We start from the raw sequence: 22,539 nt of genomic DNA on the forward strand, positions 1-22,539 counted from the left end.
TGCCCCCTCGGTCTGTGCGGCACTCCCCGGCGCCGGTGGGGACGCAGGCACGAAGGCGGCGGTGGGGTATGAGAGCGTGAGACGGTGAGTGAGACGACGCCGAAGACCCTCCAGTACCGCTTTGACGGCCCCCAGGACGCCCCTGTGCTGATCCTGGGCCCCTCACTGGGGACGACGTGGCACATGTGGGACCGGCAGACGCCGGACCTGGCCAGGACCTGGCGCGTCCTCCGCTTCGACCTGCCCGGACACGGTGGCGCGCCCGCCCACCCCGTGCCCTCGGTCGCCGGGATCGCCGAGCGGCTGCTCGCGACGCTCGACGAACTCGGTGTGCAGCGGTTCGGGTACGCGGGGTGCTCCATCGGCGGCGCGATCGGTATGGAGCTGGCGCTGCGCCACCCGGAGCGGGTCGCCTCGCTCGCGCTGGTCGCGGCATCGCCCCGGTTCGGCACGGCCGACGAGTTCCGTCAGCGGGGAGTGATCGTCCGTACCAACGGGCTGGACCCGATGGCGCGCAGCGCGCCCGAGCGCTGGTTCACGCACGGCTTCGCCACCGCGCAGCCGGCCATCGTGGAGTGGGCCGTCCAGATGGTCCGCACCACGGACCCGGGCTGCTACATCGCGGCCTGCGAGGCCCTCGCCGCCTTCGACATCCGCGCCGAACTCGGCCGGATCGGTGTGCCCACGCTGGTCGTCGTCGGCGCCGAGGACCGGGTGACCGGACCCGCGGACGCCCGCACCCTGGTGGCGGGGATACCGGACGCCCGGCTCGCGATGGTCCCGGCCGCCTCCCATCTGGCACCGGTCGAGCAGCCGGCGGCCGTCACCGACCTGCTGGTACGGCACTTCTCCACCGCGTGGCAGGAGAACGCCACCTCGACCACGTCGACCACCTCGACGTCGATCCCGGTGCCGCCGCACACGGCGGGCCTGTCCGTCCCGGTGGCCCCGATCGCCGAGATCGCCCCCGCGGCGTTGCAGCCGGACGCCGTGCCCGCCGGGCGCCCCGATCCGTACGACGCGGGCATGAAGGTACGCCGTGAGGTGCTGGGCGACGCCCATGTGGACCGGGTGGAGGCCGCGGCCGACGCGTTCACCGGGGACTTCCAGGAGCTGATCACCCGCTACGCCTGGGGCGAGGTCTGGACCCGGGACGGGCTCGACCGCCGCACCCGCAGTGTGGTGACCCTGACGGCGCTGGTCGCGGGCGGGCATCCGCAGGAGCTCGCCTCGCATGTCCGCGCGGCCCTGCGCAACGGGCTCACCCCGGCGGAGATCAAGGAAGTACTGCTCCAGACCGCCGTCTACTGCGGTGTTCCCGCCGCGAACTCGGCCTTCGAAGTGGCCCGCACCGTCATTCAGCAGGAGACCACTCCCGAGGCGTAGCAGGATGGTGGGTATGACGATCAAACTGACGAAGAAGACCCACGCCTGCATCCGGCTGGAGAAGGACGGACAGACGCTCGTCATCGACCCGGGAGGGTTCAGCGAGGAGGACGCGGCGCTCGGCGCCGACGCCATTCTCGTGACGCACGAGCACCCGGACCACTTCGACGAGAACCGGCTGCGTGCCGGGATGGAGGCGAATCCGACCGCCCAGATCTGGACCCTGCGCAGCGTCGCCGAGCAGCTCTCCGCCGGATTCCCCGGCCGGGTGCACACCGTCGGCCACGGGGACACCTTCGAGGCCGCGGGCTTCGGCGTCCAGGTGCACGGCGAGCTGCACGCGGTGATCCACCCGGATCTGCCCCGGATCACCAACATCGGCTTCCTGGTCGACGGTTCGGTCTTCCACCCGGGCGACGCCTTCACCGTGCCCGACCAGCCGGTCGAGACCCTGATGCTTCCGGTGCACGCGCCGTGGAACAAGATCTCCGAGGTGATCGACTACGTCCGCGAGGTGCGGCCCCGGCAGGCCATCGACGTCCACGACGCGCTGCTCAAGGATCTGGCGCGCGGTGTGTACGACACACATGTCGGCAACCTCGGGGGCGCCGAGCACACCCGGCTGATGCCGGGCGACGCCACGGAGCTCTGACTGTCGGTGCCACCGGTTAGGTTGGGTCCCATGCGCATCGCCACCTGGAACGTCAATTCGATCACCGCCCGTCTTCCGAGGGTGCTGGACTGGCTGGAGAGCAGCGGCACGGATGTGCTGTGCGTCCAGGAGACCAAGTGCACCGCCGAGCAGTTCCCCACGGACGAGCTGCGTGAGCTGGGGTACGAGTCGGCGGTCCACGCCACCGGCCGGTGGAACGGCGTGGCGCTGATCTCCCGGCTGGGCCTGGAGGACGTGGTCATGGGCCTGCCCGGCGGCCCGGAGTACGAGGGCACGCAGGAGCCGAGAGCCATCTCCGCGACCTGCGGCCCGGCCCGCGTCTGGTCGGTGTACGTGCCGAACGGCCGCGAGGTCGACCACGCGCACTACGGCTACAAGCTCCAGTGGCTGGCCGCGCTGAAGGCGGCGGTCGCCACGGACGCAGCGGGCGCGCGGCCCTTCGCCGTCCTGGGGGACTTCAATGTCGCCCCGGTGGACGAGGACGTCTGGGACCCGTCGCTGTTCGAGGGGGCCACCCATGTCACCCCGGCCGAGCGCGCCGCGCTCGCCGCGCTCCGCGAGGAGGGGCTGAGCGATGTGGTGCCCCGCCCGCTCAAGTATGACCGTGCGTACACTTTCTGGGACTACCGCCAGCTCGCGTTCCCGAAGAACAGGGGCATGCGCATCGACCTGGTGTACGGCAACGAACCCTTCGCCGCCGCCGTCAAGGACAGTTATGTGGACCGTGAGGCGCGTAAGGGGAAGGGCGCGTCGGACCACGCCCCGGTCGTCGTCGATCTCGACGTCTGAGGGCCCCGGGGGTCCGCGCGCCTGTTGGTACGACTGTCCGGCGGAATGCGAGGCTGAGCGGCGTGAATATCCCTTTCCTTGACAACTGGCGCAGGCGGCACGGCACGGAGTACGCGGAGACACTCGCGACGGCGGTGCGCAACGACCCGCAGGGGGTGGGCGAGCTGCTCTCCGAGTGTGAGCTGCTGCGCGCCAGAGCCGGCCAGGAGGGGTTGCAACTCGATGACTCACCGGCTTCGTTGGCCGCGCTCGACCAGCTTCCGCCGAACTGGCGCGACGATCCCGAAGAGCTGCCCTGGCTGGGCAACGACGCGGGTCTCTACCTCGGGACCCTCATCGTCAGGACCGTCGAGGGCGCGGTCTGGGACGTCCTGCCGGGCGGCACACCGGTGGTCCGGCTCGCATCGGGGCGCGAGGTCAATGTGGTCGAGGCCGGACTCGACTGGGCGGTCGCGGGCGCACCTGAACTCTCGCAGGTCTACTCGGAAGCCGCAGAGGCCTGAGTGCCCGAATTGCAGCGCTTTAGTGCACTTCACCGCTTTTCAATACAAATACGGTTTATGGCTACTTAGCGCGTGTCGGGTGTGAAGTCCCTTGGCGGGGTGGATAGTTTGCGTAATCGACCGTCCGCAGACGGCCGGGTCCGGCCGAACCAGGAACGCTGCTGCCGGGAGCGCAGTAGCACGTAGGGCACCAAGCCCGCCCGGCAGCAGCCGGTGATCACTTCTCGCGCAGCGGGGCCGACAGATACGACGGTCGGACCCGCGTGAGGAGAAGGTCAGCTGTGCGCCGGTCGGGTTGTGCCCGACGTTCAGGCGGTCGACGGTGTCGGTCGCCAGGGCCGGACAACGGCCCGTCGGCACGTCGTACGCCGTGCGGCATGGATCCCGGCGGGAACCGCCCTGCCGGGTGGCTCCCGTGGAAAGGTGTAGGGCGCGTCTCCGACCAGCTTGCCGAGGCCGGGCGGCCCCTTGTCGCAGAGGTATGCGACGAGGGGCCGCCCGGCCTCGTACTGCCGGTGGCGAGGGCGGCCATGCCCCCGCGAGGCCCTGCTGCCGTGCCGCCACCGGAGAGTAGTTGACCGGAATTCAGCGAAACCCTGGCGCGAACGCGTCCGACGTTTCAAGCTCACGGTGTGACGAATGCGGAGAACGGCGCGGACCAGGGACGAGCGGACACGACCTTGCGGCTCAGGGGGAAGCTGCAGTGGGTCCCGGTGGCGGCGGTGGTGGTGCTCGTCGCCTGGGTGGTGGCCATCCCGCCGGTCGTCTCCGGGGAGTACGGGGCGGTCGGCGGCACCCTGATGGTCATCGCCGGACTGCTCCTCGCCTTCTTCACCGTCACCTTCGTCGGATATCTGGTGCGACCGCTGCGGCTGGCCCCGGGCGACGGCGGGCTGACCGTGCGCCTGCCCCTCTGGCCCGCCCGCACCGTGCCATGGCCCGCCGTATCGGGTGTCGCGGTCACCGAGGCGGCCGAGGGCGGCAGGACCGGTACCCATGTCGTCGTGGACTTCGCGCCGGGGACCGAGGCGCTGCCCCGGTTCTGCCGGCCGCGGTCGATGTACCGCAGGCTCGCCCCGGCGCTCGGCCGCGGTGAACGGGCGCAGGGGCTCTGCATCGAGGCGCAGGTCTTCGATGTGGACCCGGCCGGGCTGGTGGCGCTGATCGGCGAGTACGCGCCGGGCCGCCGCCCCGGGGGCGATGCGCCCGGTACGGGGTACGGAAGGACCGGGCCGGGGGCCGTTCCGCCCAGGTGACATCCGCGCGGCCCACGGCGGCCGGGTGCCGTGGGCCGCACGGTCGGTCCCGTTGCCGGGGGCCGGTCAGCCCAGTTGCCAGAGGTGGTCGGCGGTGCCGTTGTCGTCGTACTGGACGACGGGTGCGCTGTTGGCGGTGGACATCTGGTCGACGCCGAGGACTTTGCCGGAGTTCTTGTTGCGGATGCGGTACCAGCCGTCGCCGTTGTCGGTCAGTTGCCAGAGGTGGTCGGCGGTGCCGTTGTCGTCGTACTGGACGACCGGTGCGCTGTTGGCCGTGGACATCAGATCGACGCCGAGGACCTTGCCCGAGTTCTTGTTGCGGACCTTCAGGAAGTCGCCGGCCGGCGTCCAGGGGTGACCGTCGGGCGCGGCCGTGGGGAAGGCGGAGATACGCAGCCGGGCGGCGCCCATCGGGATCAGCGTGACGGTCTCGACGGCGGCGGTGCTGCGGGCCGGGCTGGTCTGCAGCACGTTGACGACCTGCTGCCCGTCGGTTTTCCACTCGGCGATCCGGCGGGCGGGCGCGGTGATGCGCAGTGGGGCGCCGTCATGGGTGAAGGGGTTGGCGGCCAGTGAGCCGCCGGCCCTGCTGAGGGACGGGGACCCGGAGTCCAGCGCGAGCCCGTAGTTCCAGGGTGTGGTGGCGTGCACCTCGTACTCGGGGAATTCGGTGCTGCCGCCGTACTGGACGTAGTCCTCGCCGATGTCCAGCGCGTAGGTGAGCGGGCCGTGGTCGACGGAGACGGCGCCGTGGCTGTCGGGCCAGGTGCGTACGGTGGTCGACTGGGGGAGCTGGAGGGTGACGGTGTCACCGCTCTTCCAGGTACGGCTGATCCTGGTGAAGGCGGGGCCCGCGGGGGCGCTGACCGGCCGGCCGTTGACGCTGATCCGCGGGGCCGCGCACCAGCCGGGGACGCGCAGATAGAGCGGGAAGGCCAGCGCGCGCGGGGCGGTGATCCTGAGGGTGACCGTGTCCGCGAAGGGATAGTCGGTGGTCTCGGTGACCGTGACCGCGGTGCCGTCGGCGACCTTGGCGGTGACGCTGCTGGGCGCGTACATGGCGGCGGCCAGTCCGTTGTCCGGGGTGGCGAGCCACAGCTCCTCGGTGAAGTACGGCCAGCCCATGCCGTAGTTGTGCGGGCAGCAACGGTACTGGTCGACGCCCGGCTGGTAGGACTGCATGGCGAAGCCGTTCTGGAACTGGCCCTGGGTCTTGGGGGTGTTGTCCAGGTCGACGGAGTTGGCACTGGTGATGTAATGCACGCCCTTGCCCGCCGGGTCCAGTGCGGCGGGCAGCGAGTTGAAGGCCAGTTCCTCACAGCGGTCGGCCCACACCGGGTCGCCGGTGATCCGGGCCAGCAGCTGGTGGCTGGCCATGAACTCGACGATGCCGCAGGTCTCGAAGCCCTGCCTGGGGTCGCCGAAGCCTGGCCTGGCGTTCTCGTCGCCCGCGAAGCCGCCGCCGGGGAACTGGCCGTAGGCGGACATCACGGAGGTGTAGTTCTGGTAGGCGGCCCGGGTGAGCGCGGTGGAGGGCGAGCGCAGCGCGTACTGTGCCGGTTCTCTGAAGCCCTGGGCGATGTTGACGTTGTGCAGCGTCGGGAGGTTGTCGACCCAGTCGGCGCCGTTCGTGTGGATCTTGTCGGCGAGGTCGAGCAGAAAGCTCTCGCCGGTGCGGTTGTAGAGCCAGAAGACGCTGTCCAGGCCGTCACCCCAGCGCACCGACACCCAGCTCTGGTTGAAGGCGCCCGGACCCTGGGCGTTCATGTAACGGAAGAAGGCGGACAGCAGCGGGATGATCCGGGTGTCGCCGCTGTACTCCTGCCAGTTGCGCAGGGCCCAGGTCAGCGGCAGGAACGGCCAGAAGTCGGGGCCGCCGCCGAGCGAGGTGCGCAGAGCCGCCGGGCCGAAGAAGCCGTCGGGCTGCCGGGTGGCGACGATGGCGTCGATCCAGCGGCGTACGGCGGCGAGCGCGGTGGCGTCCTGGGTCAGTACGGCGAGGTCGACATAGCCGCGCAGCCAGTAGGGCACCTCCTCCCAGCCGACCCGGTCGGGGTGCACCCAGCCGGTGTTGTCCATGTCCAGGAAGTGCGAGATGTCGGCATACCGGCCGCACAGACCCGCGAGCTGCAGCCGGAGCTGGCCGTCGAGCCAGCCGTGCGCGGTGACGGCGCCGGGCGGCAGCCGCAGAAAGGCGGTCGGTGCCAGGGGTGCGGCGCTGGGCGCGTAGTGACCGCCACGGGCGGGGGCGACACGGGCGGCGGCCGGTGTGGGGGCGGCCTGGGCGCCCCCGGCCAGACGCAGTTGGAGACCCATGGTGCCCGCGGCGAGGGCGGAGAGCGCGAATTGACGACGGTTCAGGGGCATGGGGGCGGCTCCTGGTGACTGAGGGCGCGGCGCGGCGCGGCGGCAGAGTGTCGCCGACAGCCTCGGCCCTGACTGGCCCTGACAGGGAAAATCCTTTCCAACGTTGGAAATTACCCACGCCGGAAGGGGCGGTGCCATCCGGAATGACAGCACGCGGAAATGGTCATGTCCAGGCCAACGGCAGAAGTTCGTGTCCATGACGCATGCGCGGCGGGCGGGCTACGCTGCGCCGTACGTCTCTCCGCTGGAGGTCATGGATGCGCCGTGTCACCGTACGGAAGCTGTCGTATCTGGCTGTCGCCGCCGCCCTGCTGTCGGTGGGGGCGACCGCGCCGCCCTCCGCCGCCGGAGCGGCGCAGGGGCAGCAGCGGGGGAGCGCGGTGGCGAAGACCCCGGTCGCGGTCGGTTACGGCGGCGCGGTGTCGAGCGTCGACCAGGACGCGTCGGCCGCGGGCATTGAGGTGCTCCGCGAGGGCGGCAATGCGGTGGACGCCGCGGTGGCGACGGCCGCCGCACTCGGGGTGACCGAGCCGTACTCGGCCGGTATCGGCGGGGGCGGCTACTTCGTCTACTACGACGCGAAGACCCACCGGGTGCGGACCATCGACGGCCGTGAGACCGCCCCGCGCTCCGCCGACTCCTCGCTCTTCCTCGAGAACGGCAAACCGCTGCCCTTCGCGGACGCGGTGACCAGCGGTCTGAGCGTGGGCACCCCGGGCACCGCCGCCACCTGGGACTCCGCGCTCACCTCCTGGGGCCGCAAGTCGCTGGGCACGGTACTGAAACCGGCCGAGCGGATCGCCAGGGACGGGTTCACCGTCGACCCGACTTTCCACAGCCAGACGCAGGACAACCAGGCACGCTTCGCGGACTTCCCCGCGACGGCGAAGCTCTTCCTGCCCGGCGGCCGGCCGCCCGCCGTGGGCTCCACGCTGAAGAACCCCGATCTGGCCCGCACCTACGAGGAGTTGGGCCGCAAGGGCGTCGGCGAGCTCTACCGCGGCAGCCTCGGCCGGGACATCGTACGGACGGTCCGCAAGCCGGACCTGGCCCCCGGCTCGACCCGTAACGCCCGCCCCGGGGACCTGACGGCGCGGGACCTGCGGGCGTACGCACCTCTGCACCGCGCCCCCACCGAGACCTCGTACCGCGGACTCGACGTGTACGGCATGGCGCCGTCCTCGTCCGGTGGTACGACGGTCGGCGAGGCGCTCAACATCCTGGAGCGCACCGACCTCTCGAAGGCGTCCCAGGTGCAGTATCTGCACCACTACATCGAGGCGAGCCGGATCGCCTTCGCCGACCGGGGCCGCTGGGTCGGCGACCCGGCCTTCGAGTCCGTACCCACCAAGGACCTGCTCTCCCAGCGCTTCGCGGACTCCCGCGCCTGCCTCATCAAGGACGACGCGGTCCTGACCAGCCCGCTGGCCCCGGGCGACCCGCGCCACCCGCGGCGGTGCGGGAACAGCGGCGGCGCGGCCCCCACCACCTACGAGGGTGAGAACACCACCCATCTGACGGTGGCCGACAAGTGGGGCAACGTGGTGGCGTACACGCTGACCATCGAGCAGACCGGCGGCAGCGCCATGGCCGTGCCCGGCCGCGGATTCCTGCTCAACAACGAGCTGACGGACTTCTCCTTCGCCCCTGCCGACCCGGCCGTCCACGATCCCAACCTGCCGGGGCCCGGGAAGCGGCCGCGTTCCTCGATCTCGCCGACGATCGTCCTGCGGGGCGGGAAGCCGGTGCTGGCCGTCGGGTCGCCGGGCGGCGCGACCATCATCACCACCGTGCTCCAGACGCTCATCGGCCATCTCGACCGCGGTCTGCCCCTGGTGGACGCCATCGCCGCGCCCAGGGCCAGCCAGCGCAACGCCGCCACGACGGAGCTCGAACCGGCGCTCTACAACAGTCCACTGCGCGGCCAACTGGAGGCGCTCGGGCACAAGTTCACCCTCAACCCGGAGATCGGTGCGGCGACCGGGGTGCAGCGGCTGCCGGACGGCCGCTGGCTGGCGGCGGCGGAACCGGTCCGCAGGGGCGGCGGTTCCGCGATGGTGGTCCGCCCGGACGGCCGGCCCTGAGGGAGCGGGGCGGGCCGACGTTCGGGCACATTACTATACCGGTCATAGTGGTATTACAATGACGGCATGGTCCGTACCCCTCTCACCCCCGAAGAGCGCGCACGCGGCGAACGGTTCGGCCGTCTGCTCCGCGAGGCGCGCGGCGCGCGCACCATGAACGAGATCGCCGCCGCCGCGGGCATCTCGGCCGAGACGCTCCGGAAGATCGAGACCGGCCGGGCCCCGACCCCCGCCTTCTTCACGGTCGCGGCGCTCGCGGCGGTGCTCGGGCTCTCCATGGACGAGGTCGCGGCGCGCTGCTCACCGGTGGCCGTATGAACCGGGGGCCCGCGGCCCTACGCTCCGGGTATGACACCCGACGCCACGACCTCCGACGCACTCGCCCGCAGCAAGTACGTCAGTCTGACCACCTTCCGCAGGGACGGCACGCCCGTCGCCACGCCCGTCTGGGCCGCGATGGACAGCGGCGAGCTCTTCGTCTGGACCCGTACCGACTCCTGGAAGGTCAAGCGGCTGCGCCGGGACAGCCGGGTGCGGGTGGCCGTCTGTGATGTACGGGGCAGGGTCGCGGAGGGCGCGCCGTCCGCCGAGGGGGTGGCGCGGCTGCTCGGAGAAGCGGATACCCGGCGGGTGCGGCGGCTGCTGAGGGCCAAGTACACCTGGCAGTTCGTGCTCGTCGATGTGCCGGGCGCCATCGTCCGGCTCGGCAAGCGGCCGCACACCGGGATCGCCGTGACGTTCGGCTGAAGCGGCCCAGGGGGGACGGGCGTACCGGTGCGGGGCGACCGTCCGGTGCGGGGCGCGCCGGAGGCGCCGGGCGCGCAATCTGATCGCGGCCGGAGGGTGAACTGATCATGCGGAGACGAAACATGATCGACTCTGCCGGTTGACGGCGATGGTCTTGCCCCAGTCTGGGACGGGGCTTACGTTCTCCTCCTACGCAACCTGTCTACGTGCGTAGAGCTTCGTGGCGCCCTGTTGAAGGAGCTGCTCATGTCCCACGTCGTACGCGCCGCACTGGTCCAGGCCACCTGGACCGGCGACACCGAGTCCATGATCGCCAAGCATGAGGAGCATGCCCGCGAGGCCGCCCGTCAGGGCGCGCGGATCATCGGATTCCAGGAAGTCTTCAACGCCCCGTACTTCTGCCAGGTGCAGGAGGCCGAGCACTACCGCTGGGCGGAGCCCGTGCCCGACGGGCCGACCGTCACGCGGATGCGGGAACTCGCCCGCGAGACCGGCATGGTGATCGTGGTCCCGGTCTTCGAGGAGGAGCAGTCCGGCTTCTACTTCAACACGGCCGCCGTCATCGACGCCGACGGCAGCTACCTCGGCAAGTACCGCAAACACCACATCCCGCAGGTCAAGGGCTTCTGGGAGAAGTACTACTTCAAACCGGGGAACGCGGGCTGGCCGGTCTTCGACACCGCGGTCGGCAAGGTCGGCGTGTACATCTGCTACGACCGCCACTTCCCCGAGGGGTGGCGCCAACTCGGCCTGAACGGGGCGCAGATCGTCTACAACCCCTCCGCCACCTCGCGGGGACTCTCCGCCTACCTCTGGCAGCTGGAGCAGCCCGCGGCGGCTGTCGCCAACGAGTACTTCATCGCCGCCATCAACCGGGTCGGCCAGGAGGAGTACGGCGACAACGACTTCTACGGCACCAGCTACTTCGTCGACCCGCGCGGCCAGTTCGTCGGCGAGGTCGCGGACGACAAGAGCGAGGAACTCCTCGTCCGCGACCTCGACCTGGACCTCATCGACGAGGTGCGCCAGCAGTGGGCGTTCTACCGGGACCGCAGGCCCGACGCGTACGAGGGGCTGGTGCAGCCGTGAGCGACCTGTACCAGCGGCATCAGGCCGTACTCCCCGACTGGCTCGCCACCTACTACCGGCAGCCTATCGAGATCACCCACGGCGAGGGCCGGCACGTCTGGGACGCGGACGGCAACCGCTATCTCGACTTCTTCGGCGGCATCCTCACCACCATGACCGCCCACGCGCTGCCCGAGGTGACCAAGGCGATCAGCGAGCAGGCCGGCCGGATCGTGCACTCGTCGACGCTCTACCTCAACCGGCCGATGGTGGAGCTGGCCGAGCGGATCGCGACACTGTCCGGGATCCCGGACGCCCGGGTCTTCTTCACCACATCGGGCACCGAGGCGAACGACACCGCGCTGCTCCTCGCCACCGCGTACCGCGGGTCCAACCAGATCCTGGCGATGCGCAACAGCTACCACGGCCGCTCCTTCACGACCGTCGGCATCACCGGCAACCGCGGCTGGTCACCGACGGGTCTCTCCCCGCTCCAGACGCTGTACGTGCACGGCGGGGTCCGCAGCCGGGGCCCGTACGCGCACCTCAGCGACGCCGCGTTCACCGAGGCGTGCGTGGCCGACCTGGAGGACCTGCTCGGCCACGCCCATGACCCGGCGGCGCTGATCGCCGAACCCATCCAGGGCGTCGGCGGTTTCACCGCGCCGCCCGACGGACTCTTCGCCGCCTTCCGCGAGGTGCTCGACCGGCACGGGATCCTCTGGATCGCGGACGAGGTCCAGACCGGCTGGGGGCGTACCGGCGAGCACTTCTGGGGCTGGCAGGCGCACGCCGAGAACGGTCCGCCGGACATCCTCACCTTCGCCAAGGGCATCGGCAACGGCATGTCCATCGGCGGTGTCGTCGCCCGCGCCGATGTCATGAACTGTCTGGACGCCAACTCCATCTCGACCTTCGGCGGTTCCCCGGTCACCATGGCCGCGGGCCTCGCCAACCTCACCTACCTCCTGGAACACGACCTCCAGGGCAACGCCCGCCGGATCGGCGGTCTGCTGCTCGAACGGCTGCGGGCCGTCGGTGCGCAGTCCCCGCTCGTACGCGAGGTGCGCGGCCGCGGCCTGATGATCGGCGTCGAGCTGGTGAAGCCCGGCACCGACGAGGCGAATCCGGAGGCCGCGGCAGCCGTTCTGGAGGCGGCCAGGGAAGGCGGCCTGCTGATCGGCAAGGGCGGCGGGCACGACACCAGCGTGCTGCGTATCGCACCTCCGCTCTCGCTCAATGTCGCGGAGGCCGAAGAGGGCGCCGCCATCCTCGAAGAGGCCCTGCGCGCAGGGTAGTCGGCGGCTTCCCGCCGCACACAGCGCTGTACGAGAGAGGAAGCACCGCACCATGAGCACCCGCACCCTGGTCCGCGGCGGTCTCGTCATCACCGCCGCGGAGGAGACCCACGCCGACGTCCTCATCGAGGACGGCCGGATCGCCGCGCTCGCCGCGCACGGCTCCGCCGCCGCCGAGGCATGGACCGCCGACCGTACGATCGACGCCACCGGCAAGTACGTGGTGCCCGGCGGGGTCGACGCCCATACCCATATGGAGATGCCCTTCGGCGGCACCTTCGCGTCCGACACCTTCGAGACCGGGACCAGGGCAGCGGCCTGGGGCGGCACGACGACCATCATCGACTTCGCCATCCAGTCCAAGGGCGGATCACTCGGTGAGGGACTCGACACCTGGCACGCCAAGGCGGACGGGAAGTGCGCGGTCGACTACGCCTTCCACATGATCATGTCCGATGTGAACGAGTCCTCGCTCAAGGAGATGGACCGGCTCGTCGCGGGCGGTGTCAGCTCCTTCAAGCTCTTCACCGCGTACCCGGGGGTGTTCCTCTCCGACGACGGCCAGATCCTCCGGGCCATGCAGCGCGCCGGGTCCAACGGCGCCCTGGTGATGACGCACGCGGAGAACGGCCTGGCGATCGACGTCCTGGTGGAGCAGGCGCTGGCCCGCGGTGAGCGGGACCCGCGCTACCACGGCGAAGTCCGGCACGCACTCCTGGAGGCGGAGGCGACGCACCGGGTGATCAAGCTGAGCCAGGTGGCGGGCGCCCCCCTCTATGTGGTGCATGTGTCGGCACAGCAGGCCGTGGCCGAACTGGCGCGAGCCCGCGACGAGGGCCTTCCTGTCTATGGCGAGACCTGCCCGCAGTACCTCTTCCTGTCGACCGACAACCTGGCGGAGCCCGGCTTCGAGGGCGCCAAGTACGTCTGCTCCACTCCGCTGCGCCCCGTGGAGCACCAGGCGGCGCTCTGGCGCGGGCTGCGCTCGAACGATCTGCAGGTGGTCTCCACGGACCACTGCCCGTTCTGTTTCAAGGGCCAGAAGGACATGGGCAGGGGCGACTTCTCGAAGATCCCCAACGGCATGCCGGGGGTGGAGAACCGGATGGACCTGCTCCACCAGGCCGTGATCGACGGGCACATCAGCCGCCGCCGCTGGATCGAGATCGCCTGCGCGGCGCCGGCCCGGATGTTCGGCCTGTATCCGCAGAAGGGCACGATCACCCCGGGCGCCGACGCGGACATCGTGGTGTACGACCCCGCCGCCGAGCAGGTGATGTCCGCCGCCACGCACCATATGAACGTCGACTACTCGGCGTACGAGGGCAAGCGGGTGACGGGCCGGGTGGAGACGGTGCTCTCCCGCGGTGTTCCGGTGATCGACGGCCGGGACTACGTCGGCCACGCGGGGCACGGGTCCTATGTGCCGCGCGGTCTCGGCGAGTACGCACACTGAGCGCGGGACTCAGCCCTCACTGAGCCAGGCCCGGCCCGCCGCCTTCAACTCGGCCTCCAGCTCGCTGCCCCTGGTCGGGAATGTGCGGGCGACCGGGAATCCGGACTTCTCCAGGAGATAGGCGAGGGCCGCGTAGGCCCGCGGGTAGCCGCGGACCGCGCTCTCGTCGATGTCCTGGAGCTTCGCGAGGAAGTCGAAGGAGCACATGTCGTACACGCTCGCCCTGTGCACGATGCGCCAGTCGCCGTCGCGCCGCTCGACCCGGTCCCAGAAGCGGTTGTGGGCGGTGCAGCCCAGATCGAGTGCGACGTTCTCGGCGATGAGCATCGCGTTGGTCTCGACCAGGGCCCGGTCGCCGTTGAAGGTGATTGACGGGCGCGTGATCAGGTGCTTGCTCCGGAGACTGGAACTGCCCATCCGGGCGGAGGCATCCACGAAGTCGTCGGCCCGTCCCTCGAACCAGGTGATCTCGATGGTGCCGTCGGGGTGGAAGAGCTCACGCAACTGCTCCCACTCGCCCAGATCGCGGTGCATCCACCCGGTCATCAGATCGGCGATGGCCGAACGGTCCTCGACACGCGTGCCCACGGTCATGTCCTTCTCCTTCTACGGTGTGCACGAGGGGGAGACCCGCGCAGAGGAGACAGTGCTGTCCACCGATGTGACGCTACACCCGCGATCTGACGGTCTTTCCACCCGAACCTTTGGGAGGACACCCGTGACGGCCGTCCTCCCAAGGGGCCGGGGTGGCCACAGGGCCGTACCGCTTCCGCCTGACCCCGCGGCGCCTGGCGGCCGCACCTCCGGACACCGCCGCACCGGACCCGCGCCGCCGGGATCCCGGGTCGCCGAGACCCCGCGTTCCGAGCCCCCCCCCGGAATCCGCACCCATGAGGAGCAACGCCTTGGACTTCGGACTCGTCCTGCAGACCGATCCGCCCGCCTCCGCCGTCGTCGGACTGATGCGGCGCGCGGAGCGCAACGGCTTCCGCTACGGCTGGACCTTCGACTCGGCTGTCCTCTGGCAGGAGCCGTTCGTCATCTACAGCCGCATCCTGGAGCACACCACGAGCCTGACCGTGGGGCCCATGGTCACCAACCCGTCCACCCGGACCTGGGAGGTCACCGCCTCCACCTTCGCCACGCTCAACGAGATGTACGGCAACCGCACGGTCTGCGGCATCGGGCGCGGTGACTCGGCGATGCGGGTCGCGGGGCGCAAGCCCAACACGCTGGCCACGCTGGGCGAAGCGATCGGGGTGATCCGCGATCTGGCCGAGGGACGCGAGGCCGACGTGGACGGCCGGCCGCTGCGGCTGCCCTGGGTCGTGGACGGGAAGCTCCCGGTCTGGATGGGCGCGTACGGTCCCAAGGCGCTCGCGCTGGCCGGGCAGCGGGCCGACGGGTTCATCCTCCAGCTCGCCGATCCCTTCCTCACCGCGTCGATGGTCGAGGCGGTCCGGACGGCCGCGTCCGACGCGGGCCGGGACCCGGACGCCGTGAAGATCTGCGTGGCGGCGCCCGCGTACGTCGGCGACGACCTGGCCCACGCCCGCGAGCAGTGCCGCTGGTTTGGCGGCATGGTGGGCAACCACGTCGCCGATCTGGTGGCCCGCTACGGGACGCACTCCGCGCAGGTGCCCGACGAGCTCACCGCGTACATCGAGGGGCGTGAGGGGTACGACTACAGCCACCACGGCCGCAGCGGCAACCCGGACGCCGCGTTCGTCCCCGACGGGATCGTGGACCGCTTCTGTCTGCTCGGCCCCGCTGAGGCGCACATCGAGAAGCTGCGGGCACTGCGGGACCTGGGCGTGGATCAGTTCGCGGTGTACGCGATGCACGATGCCCGCGAGAGCGTCATCGACGCGTACGGCGAAGAGATCATCCCGGCCCTCGCCTGACCCGGCGGCGGAAACGGAGGTGGTGCGGAGGAGCAGAAGGGAGGAGTGGAAGGGGAGCGGACGTGGGCCCGCCGGCCGTCACGGCACCCGCGCCGTCCACTCCGCGGAGGAGAACTTGGCCGCCGCCAACTCCCGTGCCCGGCCCATCTCCTCCTCCGTCACACGGCCGTCGGCGAGGCCGTAGCGGTCGCGGAAGGAAGCGATCATCCGCTGGATGACCTCGTCGCGCGGCAGACCGGTCTGCCGGGCCAGCGGGTCGACGCGCTTCTTGGCGCTGCCGATTCCCTTGCCGGACAGCTTCTCCCGCCCGATGCGCAGCACATCGGTCATCTTGTCGGCGTCGATGTCGTACGCCATCGTCACGTGGTGCAGCACCCCGCCGTTCGCGATGCGCTTCTGGGCCGCGCCGGCGATCTTGCCGGCCTCGGTGGCGATGTCGTTGAGCGGCTGGTACCACGCCTTGATGCCCATGTCGGCCAGCGCGCCGAGCACCCAGTCGTCCAGATACGCGTAACTGTCGGCGTACGAGAGGCCGGAGACCAGCGACTCCGGGACCGAGAGCGAGTACGTGATGGTGCTCCGGGGCTCGACGAACATGGCCCCGCCGCCCGAGATCCGGCGGACGACCGTCACACCGTGGCGCTCGGCGCCCTCCGGGTCGACCTCGTTGCGCAGGGACTGGAAGCTGCCGATGATCACCGCGGGGGCGGCCCACTCCCAGACCCTCAGTGTGGGCGGGCGCCGGCCCGCCGCGACCTCGGCGGTGAGGACCTCGTCGAGCGCCATGTGCAGGGCGGGGGACTGCGGGCGGTCGTGGATCAGCTGCCAGCGGTGGGCACTCCACTCGGTGGCCCGGGTCAGGGCCCTGCGCACGGCCACGGCGACGCCCTCGGGGGAGAGGCCGAGCAGCACGGCCGCCGGGGGCAGCGCGGCGCTGATGCGGGCGGCGAGCCCGGCGGCGTCGGTGTGGGCCGGTGCGCCTTCCAGCGCGGCGTCGATGTCCAGGATCGCCTCGTCGGGTTCCAGGAAGAAGTCCCCGGACACCCGGACGTTGCGCAGTGCGCCGCCCTCGACGTCCAGGTCGACGACGACGAGCTTGCCGCCAGGGATCTTGTACTCACCGTGCACAGCCTTGCCTCCAGATCAGCCGGACCATCCGCGCGGCCACCCGCGTACGGCCCCGGCCTGCGACAACGCCGGATCCGGCGCGGTCATTCCGCGACCGGGCCGGGCCGGGCGGGGTGGGGTGGCTCTGGTCGGCGTCAGTGCGTCTCCCCGTACGAGCCGCCCGGCGCACCGGCGTGCCCGTCGGCGCCGTCCCGTGGACGCGGCTCCCGTGGACGGGACTCGGGCGGCTGCTTTCCGAGCGGTACGGCACTGTCGTGCGGCTCGTGGGGCTCGTGCGGCTTGCGCGGCTCATGCGGCACGTGTGGCGTGTGCGGGTCGTTCGCTTCGTGCGGGACGGCCGGGCAGTGGCGGACCGCCAGCCGGAAGCAGAGGCAGAGCCAGCAGAGGGCGAGCAGCCAGCCGCCGGCCACATCCGTGGACCAGTGGACACCGAGGTACACCCGGCTGAGCCCGACGAGCACCGCCCAGCAGCCGATCCCGGCCGCGATCGTTCTTCTGCCGTGCCGGACACGCAGCAGCACCGCGGCGATCAGCAGCCCCGCGGTCACCGCCGACGTGGTGGTGTGCCCGGAAGGGAACGACCACCCCGATGCCTGTGCGGCCCAGTCGCCGGCCGGCGGACGTTCCCGCGCGACCAGCGACATCACCCCGTACCGCACCAGCTGCGCCACGACCAGGCAGGCCAGGCAGGCGACCGCGGCGGTCACCCGCTGCCGCGGGCCGCGTCCGGCGATCACCCCCGCCAGTACCGTCAGGAGATATGGGACGAGCCCCGAGCCCGTGTCGGTGACGCCGCGCGCCGCGGCGACCGCGACCGGTGGCCGGTGGTGCACCGACCAGGAGAGCAGCCAGCCGTCCGTCAGCAGCGGGGCGCCGTGGTGTCCCACCACCACCAGCGTCAGCAGGACGAACCCCGCGAGTGAGCCCACGGCCCCCGACACGGCCAGGTCGGCGGCGCCCCGCCGGTTCACGACGAGACCAGCAGCGGGCGCAGCCTGGTGTCCGTGAGGCGCCTCGCCAGGGCCTCGGGCCGTCGCCGCAGCGCCGTCGCCAGCACCAGCGCGACCAGTGTGCCCACCAGCGCACCGGCGGCGACATCGTGCGGATAGTGGGCGCCCACCCAGACCCGGGATGCAGCCATCGCGACCGCGCAGACCAGGGCGGCCGCGCCCAGCCGCCGGGAGACGAAGAGCAGCGCCACCGCCGCGGCGAAGGCGAGGGCCGCGTGGTTGCTCGGGAACGCCCAGTCGCCTGGTGCCGGACACGCCTCCAGCGTCGTCACCCGCAGGCTCTGGCACGGCCGGTCCTCCCGTACGACCAGCTTGACGGCGTCGTTGACGCAGTAGGCCAGCACCACGATCACCGGCACGGCCAGCCCCATCAGCCCGGCCGTGGCCCCCTGCCGACGGGCCCGCCACCACCCGGCGGCGATCAGTACGGCGAAGAGCGCGAGCCCGTATCCGGACCAGACGGAGACGGCCGAGTCCAGCCATCCGGGGGCGCGACGGGCCAGATCCACCGTGTCCGTGTAGAGACCGCCGTCGACCGGCGATCCGTCGTAGGCGAGGTTCATTCACTGACTCCGTCGGTACGCGGTTGGTTCCTGCGGGAGCGTCGCAGCTCCAGGGCGAGGGGCAGCAGAGACACGACGACGATCACCGCGATGATCGGAAGCAGATAGTGGTCCACGTTCGGGATGGACGACCCCAGCGCGTACCCGGCCAGTACCAGGCCCTGGCTCCAGACCAGCCCGCCGACCACCTGCCAGAGCGTGAACGTCCTGACCGGTACGGAGAGTGCCCCCGCCATCGGGTTGAGCACCGTGCGCACCACCGGGACGAAGCGGGCGAGCACGATGGCCTTCGCGTGACCGTACTTGCCGAGCAGTTCCTCGGCGCGGGCCGCCCCCTTGTGCAGATGCTCCGAGCGGCTGCGGGCGAGCAGGGCGCCTCCGGCCTTGCGGCCGATCAGATAGCCGCACTGCGCCCCGGCGAGGGCCCCGGCGGCCGACGCGAGCAGCACCAGGGGCAGCGACAGCCTCAGACTGCCGGTCGAACTGCCCGTACAGAGCAGCCCCGCCGTGAACAGCAGGGTGTCGCCGGGCAGGAAGAAGCCGACCAGCAGGCCGGTCTCGGCGAACATCACCACGGCGATCCCGGCCACGCCGAAGGCGGTCAGCACGGACTGCGCGTCGAGGATGTTCACCGCGAGTGTCGAAGCTGTGAGCAAGGTCCCGGCCTTTCCGGTAGGACGAGCGGGTGCCCTGGGCCGGACCGCCGCACCGGAGGGCCGGTGCGGTCCTGGCCAGGGAAGTGGACCACGCCGAAACGACTACAGTTCAGTAGACGGTCTACGTAACCGTAGACGATAGCGGGCCGGGGAGCGTTCCATGCCGTCGGAGGGCGGTGGGGCGCCAACACGGGTTAGGTTCCGTCCATGGAGCGCAATGAACGGCCGGCCGCAGCCGCTTCGCGGTGGCTCGCCCGCACCACGGCGACCCGGTACTTCGCGCTGGCGGCGGTGTTCTTCGTCTGGGCGTTCATCTGGCTGGCCTGGGCGCCGAAGCCGTACGCCTGGATCGCCACCGTGCTGTGGATCGTCATCGCCGCGGTCTTCGCGGCCCAGGGACGCAGGCTGCGTCAGCAGACGCAGGCCGCCGAGCGGGCCGAGAGAGCCCAGGGGCCCGGCCGTGGTGGTGGCGGTGGTGGTGAGGCCGCGCCCGGGGCGGGAGGCGGCGGGCAGGGGCGCCGGTCCGCCGTACGGCAGACCCGGGCCGGACGCAGACCGGCCCAGCCGGTCCACCGCCCGCACCACCGGATCCACCCGCACCAGGGCCGCCGCAGACGCCCCCCGCACCGCCCGGAGCACGGGCCCGGCCACGGTGGCCACCGGCCCTGAGGGGTGGGGCTGCCGGGCCCGGCGGGCGAGATCACCGGGTCCGAAGGGCGAGGCGGGGCCCGCCTCCTCAGGCTTCAGCGCGAGGTTGTCGTGGGTGTTCGCCGCGGAGAGGTCGGCAAGGAGGGGCAGTCCGTTCGCGTCGGACAGGACGTGCATCCTGGAACCCGGCTTGCCCGGTCCACGGGGCTCGGACCTCTGACCTGATCCGCAACGCACCAGAGCGCTTGATCACCGGAGCACCCCCGCGTCGGCGGGGAGAACGCTTCTTCGCGCATCCGTCGGCTCCTCCGGAGCACTCCCGTGATCCACGGTCGCTCCGGGGCCGTGTCTGCCCCCGTCACCGATCCGGTCGTGGTCGGGGTCCCGTCGGTGGGCTTTCTGCCCTGCCTTATGTCAGGCCGAAGACACGCTCGGCGTTGTTGTGGCTGATGTTGGCTCGTTGGGTGTCGGTGAGGGGAGCCGTCCTGAGGAAGGCGACCGATTGCGCGGTGTCTTCGTAGGGGGCGTCGATCGCGAACATGATGTTGGAGTCGCCGACGGCGCGCAGGGCGAGGTCGAGGGCGTCGGGGTCGTCGATTCCGCTGGTGGTGATGGTGAAGTTGCGGCGGAAGTAGTCGCTGGGCGTCAGCTCCAGGTGGGGCATCGTCGTTGCGGCGCCCTGGGTGCGTGCGGCGAAGGCGTGGCGGTTGTCGATGCGCTTGAGGTAGTAGGGGATGCCTTCGCCGAGGTGGCCCAGGATGATGCTCAGGCCGGGGTGGCGGTCGAGGGTGCCGCTGAGGATGAGCCGCATGGCATGCAGCGAGGCTTCGGCCGCGTAGCCCCAGATGGCGCCGGACATGCCGTAACGGGAGTACTGGTCGAGCATGCTCGGTACCCGGGGGTGCAGGTAGACCGGGGCGTGGTGGGCCTCGGCCGCGGCGAGCAGCGGGGCGAACTGCGGCTCGTCCAGGTAGTGGCCGCGGGTGTGCGAGTTGATCATGATGCCGTGCAGGCCGAGCGGGCCCATGGCCCGCTCGATCTCCGCCGCGGCTTCTTCGGGGGCCTGCGGCGCGACGGTGGCCAGCCCGCCGAAACGGCTGGGCCGGTCCCTGACGATCTGGGCGAGTTCGTCGTTGAAGTCGCGGGCCAGGCCGGCCGCGTCGGCCGGTGCGTACGGCTGGACACCGGGCGGGTTCAGGCTCAGCAGCGCCATGTCCTGTCCGGCCGCGTCCATGGCGGCCAGGCGCGTGTCGAGGTCGAGGAGCCGGGAACGGGTGGGTTCAAGGCTTTCGACGGCGCGGGTGAGCTCGACCTCGGTGCGGTCGCCGGGAGCGAAGTCCAGGCCGTGGGCCCGTTCGAGGTACGCGCGGGTGGTGAAGTGCTCTTCTACGGCGATGACGCGGTGGTCAGTCATCTCGGCTCTCTCCCTCTCGTTGCCGGTGCCCCCGGATGGCAGGCGGCGGTGGACCGGCGTTCGGCCCCCGTCCACCGCCGCCTGCCGGCCTTTCAGGCTCGGCGGCCGCCGTCGACCGACAGGGCGGTGCCGGTGACGTAGGTGGCCTCCGGTGAGCACAGCCACACCGCGGCGGCGGCGACTTCCTCGGACTCCGCCAGCCTGCGCAGCGGGGTGACGGCCTCCTGCTGAGCGACCATCTGCGTGCCGACCCGTGCGACGACGTCGTCGAACATGGCCGTCTTCGTCAGTGCGGGGCACAGTGCGTTGACCCGGATGTTGTCCGGGCCGTAGTCGACGGCGGCCACCTTGGACAGGCCGACCACACCGTGCTTGCCGGCCACGTACGCCGGCGCCGCCGGGATGGCGTACAGGCCGCCGTTGGAGGCGACGTTGACGATTGCCCCGCCGCCGCGTTGCTGCAAGGCGGGCAGTTCGTACTTCATGCACAGCCAGGTGCCGATCACGTTGACCCGCAGCACGTGCTCCCACTCCTGGAGCGTCATGTCGGTCAGGACCCGGTTGTGCGAGGGGACTCCGGCGCTGTTGACCGCGAAGTCGAGCCCGCCGAACGCGTCCACGACCCGGGCCACCGCCTGCCGGACGGACGCCTCGTCGCCGATGTCGACGGCGACGGCCTCGGCCCGGCCGCCCTCCTGGGCGATCAGCTCCACGGTCTCGCGGGCACGGTCCTCGTCCAGGTCCAGGACGGCGACCGCGGCACCACGCCGGGCGAAATCGAGCGCGGCGGCGCGCCCGATTCCGCTGCCGGCGCCGGTCACCAGACCGGCTGTGCCCGTGTAGCTGCTCATGCCAGCGGCTCGTGGTTGACCCAGATCGCCTTGTACGGGTGACGGGCCTGCCAGCGCTTGATGAGGTCGAGGGCCCCGGGCATCGTGAAGGTGGCGTTCAGGGCGTCGAGGTCGGCCAGGCGCAGCTGCACGATCGCGGAGGCCACCGCCACCGGAGCATGGTCGTCACCCGGGACGCGGATGTGGTGCCGGGCCGCGACCGATTCGACCAGACCGGAGCCCATCACGAGCTCCTCGAACTCCTTCAGGTACTGGCCCAGCTCACTGGAGGGAATCGGGTTGTCGAACGAAACGATCATCGTGTGGTGAATCATGACACCAGTGAACAGGCACTTTCCGGGAACGTCCAAGACCTGCTCGTTCTCGATTGATGCCTCGGAGGAATGAGTCGAGACAGGCTTGGGGGTATGCCCGATCTGGAAACGCGCGAGCTGGAGTACTTCGTCGCCGTCGCCGAAGAACCGCACTTCGGCCACGCGGCCGCCCGCCTGGCCATCGCGCAGCCGGCCCTGTCCAAAGCGGTGCGGCGCCTGGAGGCCCGCCTCGGCGTGAAACCGCTGGAGCGATCCAGCCGGAGCGTCCGTCTCACCCCCGCCGGTGAAGCCCTCCTGCACCACGGCCGGCACGCGCTCAACGCGGTCGACGCGGCCGCCGAGAAGGCCCGCCGGGCCGAGCACGCTCCACCAGCGGTTGTCCCGGCAGATCCGCCACGCCGTCCGATCGGCCGTGCCGACG

22 protein-coding genes and 3 pseudogenes are annotated in these 22,539 nt (G+C 71.1%); 14 read left to right on the forward strand and 11 right to left on the reverse strand.

The genetic code is table 11. The features are described from left to right. Positions 1-84 precede the first annotated feature (84 nt). The 4 genes from pcaDC (at position 85) to ACWGKJ_RS13360 (ending at position 3,351) form a co-directional block, all read left to right on the forward strand. Entirely contained in the window at positions 85-1,386 is a 1,302-nt protein-coding gene (gene pcaDC / locus ACWGKJ_RS13345; RefSeq protein ID WP_385025989.1) for a bifunctional 3-oxoadipate enol-lactonase/4-carboxymuconolactone decarboxylase PcaDC, read from the forward strand. A gap of 4 nt (positions 1,387-1,390) precedes the next feature. Further along, entirely contained in the window at positions 1,391-2,038 is a 648-nt protein-coding gene (locus ACWGKJ_RS13350) for an MBL fold metallo-hydrolase (protein WP_385025986.1), read from the forward strand. 30 nt (positions 2,039-2,068) lie between these two features. Further along, complete coding sequence (locus ACWGKJ_RS13355; RefSeq protein WP_385025983.1) at positions 2,069-2,848, forward strand: exodeoxyribonuclease III; 780 nt, start codon at positions 2,069-2,071, stop codon at positions 2,846-2,848. A gap of 62 nt (positions 2,849-2,910) precedes the next feature. After that, positions 2,911-3,351, forward strand: coding sequence for a DUF6278 family protein (locus ACWGKJ_RS13360; RefSeq protein ID WP_385025980.1), 441 nt, complete (start codon positions 2,911-2,913; stop codon positions 3,349-3,351). Positions 3,352-3,568: 217 nt separating this feature from the next. Here the strand turns inward: ACWGKJ_RS13360 and ACWGKJ_RS13365 are convergent. Continuing rightward, a pseudogene (locus tag ACWGKJ_RS13365) lies at positions 3,569-3,842 on the reverse strand (acyl esterase); the annotation flags it as partial. 141 nt (positions 3,843-3,983) lie between these two features. On the opposite strand from ACWGKJ_RS13365, the gene ACWGKJ_RS13370 reads away from it, so the two are divergent. Beyond that, positions 3,984-4,607, forward strand: a complete 624-nt coding sequence (locus tag ACWGKJ_RS13370) for a hypothetical protein (RefSeq protein ID WP_385030680.1) — start codon at positions 3,984-3,986, stop codon at positions 4,605-4,607. 66 nt (positions 4,608-4,673) lie between these two features. On the opposite strand, the gene ACWGKJ_RS13375 is transcribed toward ACWGKJ_RS13370, so the two are convergent. Next, the gene (locus tag ACWGKJ_RS13375) at positions 4,674-6,977 is read right to left on the reverse strand and encodes a beta-L-arabinofuranosidase domain-containing protein (protein WP_385030677.1); all 2,304 of its coding nucleotides are present in this window, start codon (positions 6,975-6,977) and stop codon (positions 4,674-4,676) included. Positions 6,978-7,234: 257 nt separating this feature from the next. On the opposite strand from ACWGKJ_RS13375, the gene ggt reads away from it, so the two are divergent. From ggt to hydA, 6 genes are all read left to right on the forward strand, one after another. Next, the gene (gene ggt / locus ACWGKJ_RS13380) at positions 7,235-9,061 is read left to right on the forward strand and encodes a gamma-glutamyltransferase (RefSeq protein WP_385030674.1); all 1,827 of its coding nucleotides are present in this window, start codon (positions 7,235-7,237) and stop codon (positions 9,059-9,061) included. A gap of 66 nt (positions 9,062-9,127) precedes the next feature. Then, complete coding sequence (locus tag ACWGKJ_RS13385; RefSeq protein WP_385030671.1) at positions 9,128-9,379, forward strand: helix-turn-helix domain-containing protein; 252 nt, start codon at positions 9,128-9,130, stop codon at positions 9,377-9,379. 30 nt (positions 9,380-9,409) lie between these two features. Then, entirely contained in the window at positions 9,410-9,808 is a 399-nt protein-coding gene (locus tag ACWGKJ_RS13390) for a PPOX class F420-dependent oxidoreductase (protein WP_385030668.1), read from the forward strand. A gap of 246 nt (positions 9,809-10,054) precedes the next feature. Next, on the forward strand, positions 10,055-10,897 hold the full coding sequence (locus ACWGKJ_RS13395; RefSeq protein WP_453315732.1) for a nitrilase-related carbon-nitrogen hydrolase: 843 nt from the start codon (positions 10,055-10,057) through the stop codon (positions 10,895-10,897). Beyond that, positions 10,894-12,174 carry an aspartate aminotransferase family protein gene (locus ACWGKJ_RS13400; RefSeq protein WP_385030665.1) on the forward strand — a complete coding sequence of 427 codons (1,281 nt, stop codon included), beginning with the start codon at positions 10,894-10,896 and terminating at the stop codon, positions 12,172-12,174. The genes ACWGKJ_RS13395 and ACWGKJ_RS13400 overlap by 4 nt, the downstream gene beginning before the upstream one ends. A gap of 52 nt (positions 12,175-12,226) precedes the next feature. Beyond that, positions 12,227-13,630 (forward strand): dihydropyrimidinase, encoded by a 1,404-nt coding sequence (hydA, locus tag ACWGKJ_RS13405; protein ID WP_385030662.1) that lies wholly within the window; start codon positions 12,227-12,229, stop codon positions 13,628-13,630. 9 nt (positions 13,631-13,639) lie between these two features. Here the strand turns inward: hydA and ACWGKJ_RS13410 are convergent, their stop codons facing one another. Further along, positions 13,640-14,224: a nuclear transport factor 2 family protein gene (locus ACWGKJ_RS13410; protein ID WP_385030659.1), complete on the reverse strand. Its 585-nt coding sequence runs from the start codon at positions 14,222-14,224 to the stop codon at positions 13,640-13,642. Positions 14,225-14,535: 311 nt separating this feature from the next. Between ACWGKJ_RS13410 and ACWGKJ_RS13415 the strand changes: the two genes are divergently transcribed. After that, entirely contained in the window at positions 14,536-15,534 is a 999-nt protein-coding gene (locus tag ACWGKJ_RS13415; RefSeq protein WP_385030655.1) for a TIGR03842 family LLM class F420-dependent oxidoreductase, read from the forward strand. Positions 15,535-15,612: 78 nt separating this feature from the next. Here the strand turns inward: ACWGKJ_RS13415 and ACWGKJ_RS13420 are convergent, their stop codons facing one another. The 4 genes from ACWGKJ_RS13420 to ACWGKJ_RS13435 form a co-directional block, all read right to left on the reverse strand. Beyond that, positions 15,613-16,662: a lipoyl protein ligase domain-containing protein gene (locus ACWGKJ_RS13420; protein ID WP_385030652.1), complete on the reverse strand. Its 1,050-nt coding sequence runs from the start codon at positions 16,660-16,662 to the stop codon at positions 15,613-15,615. Between the two features lie 134 nt (positions 16,663-16,796). Next, a complete protein-coding gene (locus ACWGKJ_RS13425) occupies positions 16,797-17,633 on the reverse strand; it encodes a phosphatase PAP2 family protein (protein WP_385030649.1) in 837 nt (278 codons plus the stop codon). Beyond that, complete coding sequence (locus ACWGKJ_RS13430) at positions 17,630-18,235, reverse strand: phosphatase PAP2 family protein (protein WP_385030646.1); 606 nt, start codon at positions 18,233-18,235, stop codon at positions 17,630-17,632. Before ACWGKJ_RS13430 ends, ACWGKJ_RS13425 begins: the two co-directional genes overlap by 4 nt. Continuing rightward, a complete protein-coding gene (locus tag ACWGKJ_RS13435; RefSeq protein WP_385030641.1) occupies positions 18,232-18,891 on the reverse strand; it encodes a DedA family protein in 660 nt (219 codons plus the stop codon). The genes ACWGKJ_RS13430 and ACWGKJ_RS13435 overlap by 4 nt, the downstream gene beginning before the upstream one ends. A gap of 207 nt (positions 18,892-19,098) precedes the next feature. Here ACWGKJ_RS13435 and ACWGKJ_RS13440 point away from each other — a divergent pair, with 207 nt between their 5' ends. Beyond that, on the forward strand, positions 19,099-19,560 hold the full coding sequence (locus ACWGKJ_RS13440; protein ID WP_385030689.1) for a hypothetical protein: 462 nt from the start codon (positions 19,099-19,101) through the stop codon (positions 19,558-19,560). Positions 19,561-19,596: 36 nt separating this feature from the next. Here the strand turns inward: ACWGKJ_RS13440 and ACWGKJ_RS13445 are convergent. The 4 genes and pseudogenes from ACWGKJ_RS13445 to ACWGKJ_RS13460 all read right to left on the reverse strand — a co-directional run. Further along, a pseudogene (locus tag ACWGKJ_RS13445) lies at positions 19,597-19,754 on the reverse strand (IS5/IS1182 family transposase); the annotation flags it as partial. Positions 19,755-19,948: 194 nt separating this feature from the next. Beyond that, entirely contained in the window at positions 19,949-20,953 is a 1,005-nt protein-coding gene (locus ACWGKJ_RS13450) for an amidohydrolase family protein (protein WP_385030638.1), read from the reverse strand. A 92-nt stretch (positions 20,954-21,045) separates the two neighbouring features. Next, positions 21,046-21,804, reverse strand: a complete 759-nt coding sequence (locus tag ACWGKJ_RS13455; protein WP_385030635.1) for an SDR family NAD(P)-dependent oxidoreductase — start codon at positions 21,802-21,804, stop codon at positions 21,046-21,048. Then, positions 21,801-22,118: a hypothetical protein gene (locus tag ACWGKJ_RS13460; protein ID WP_385030632.1), complete on the reverse strand. Its 318-nt coding sequence runs from the start codon at positions 22,116-22,118 to the stop codon at positions 21,801-21,803. The genes ACWGKJ_RS13455 and ACWGKJ_RS13460 overlap by 4 nt, the downstream gene beginning before the upstream one ends. Positions 22,119-22,211: 93 nt before the next feature. Here ACWGKJ_RS13460 and ACWGKJ_RS13465 point away from each other — a divergent pair. Beyond that, positions 22,212-22,475 (forward strand): annotated as a pseudogene (locus tag ACWGKJ_RS13465) (LysR family transcriptional regulator); the annotation flags it as partial. Between the last annotated feature and the right edge of the window lie 64 nt (positions 22,476-22,539).

Source organism: Streptomyces sp. NPDC054757, from assembly GCF_053612185.1.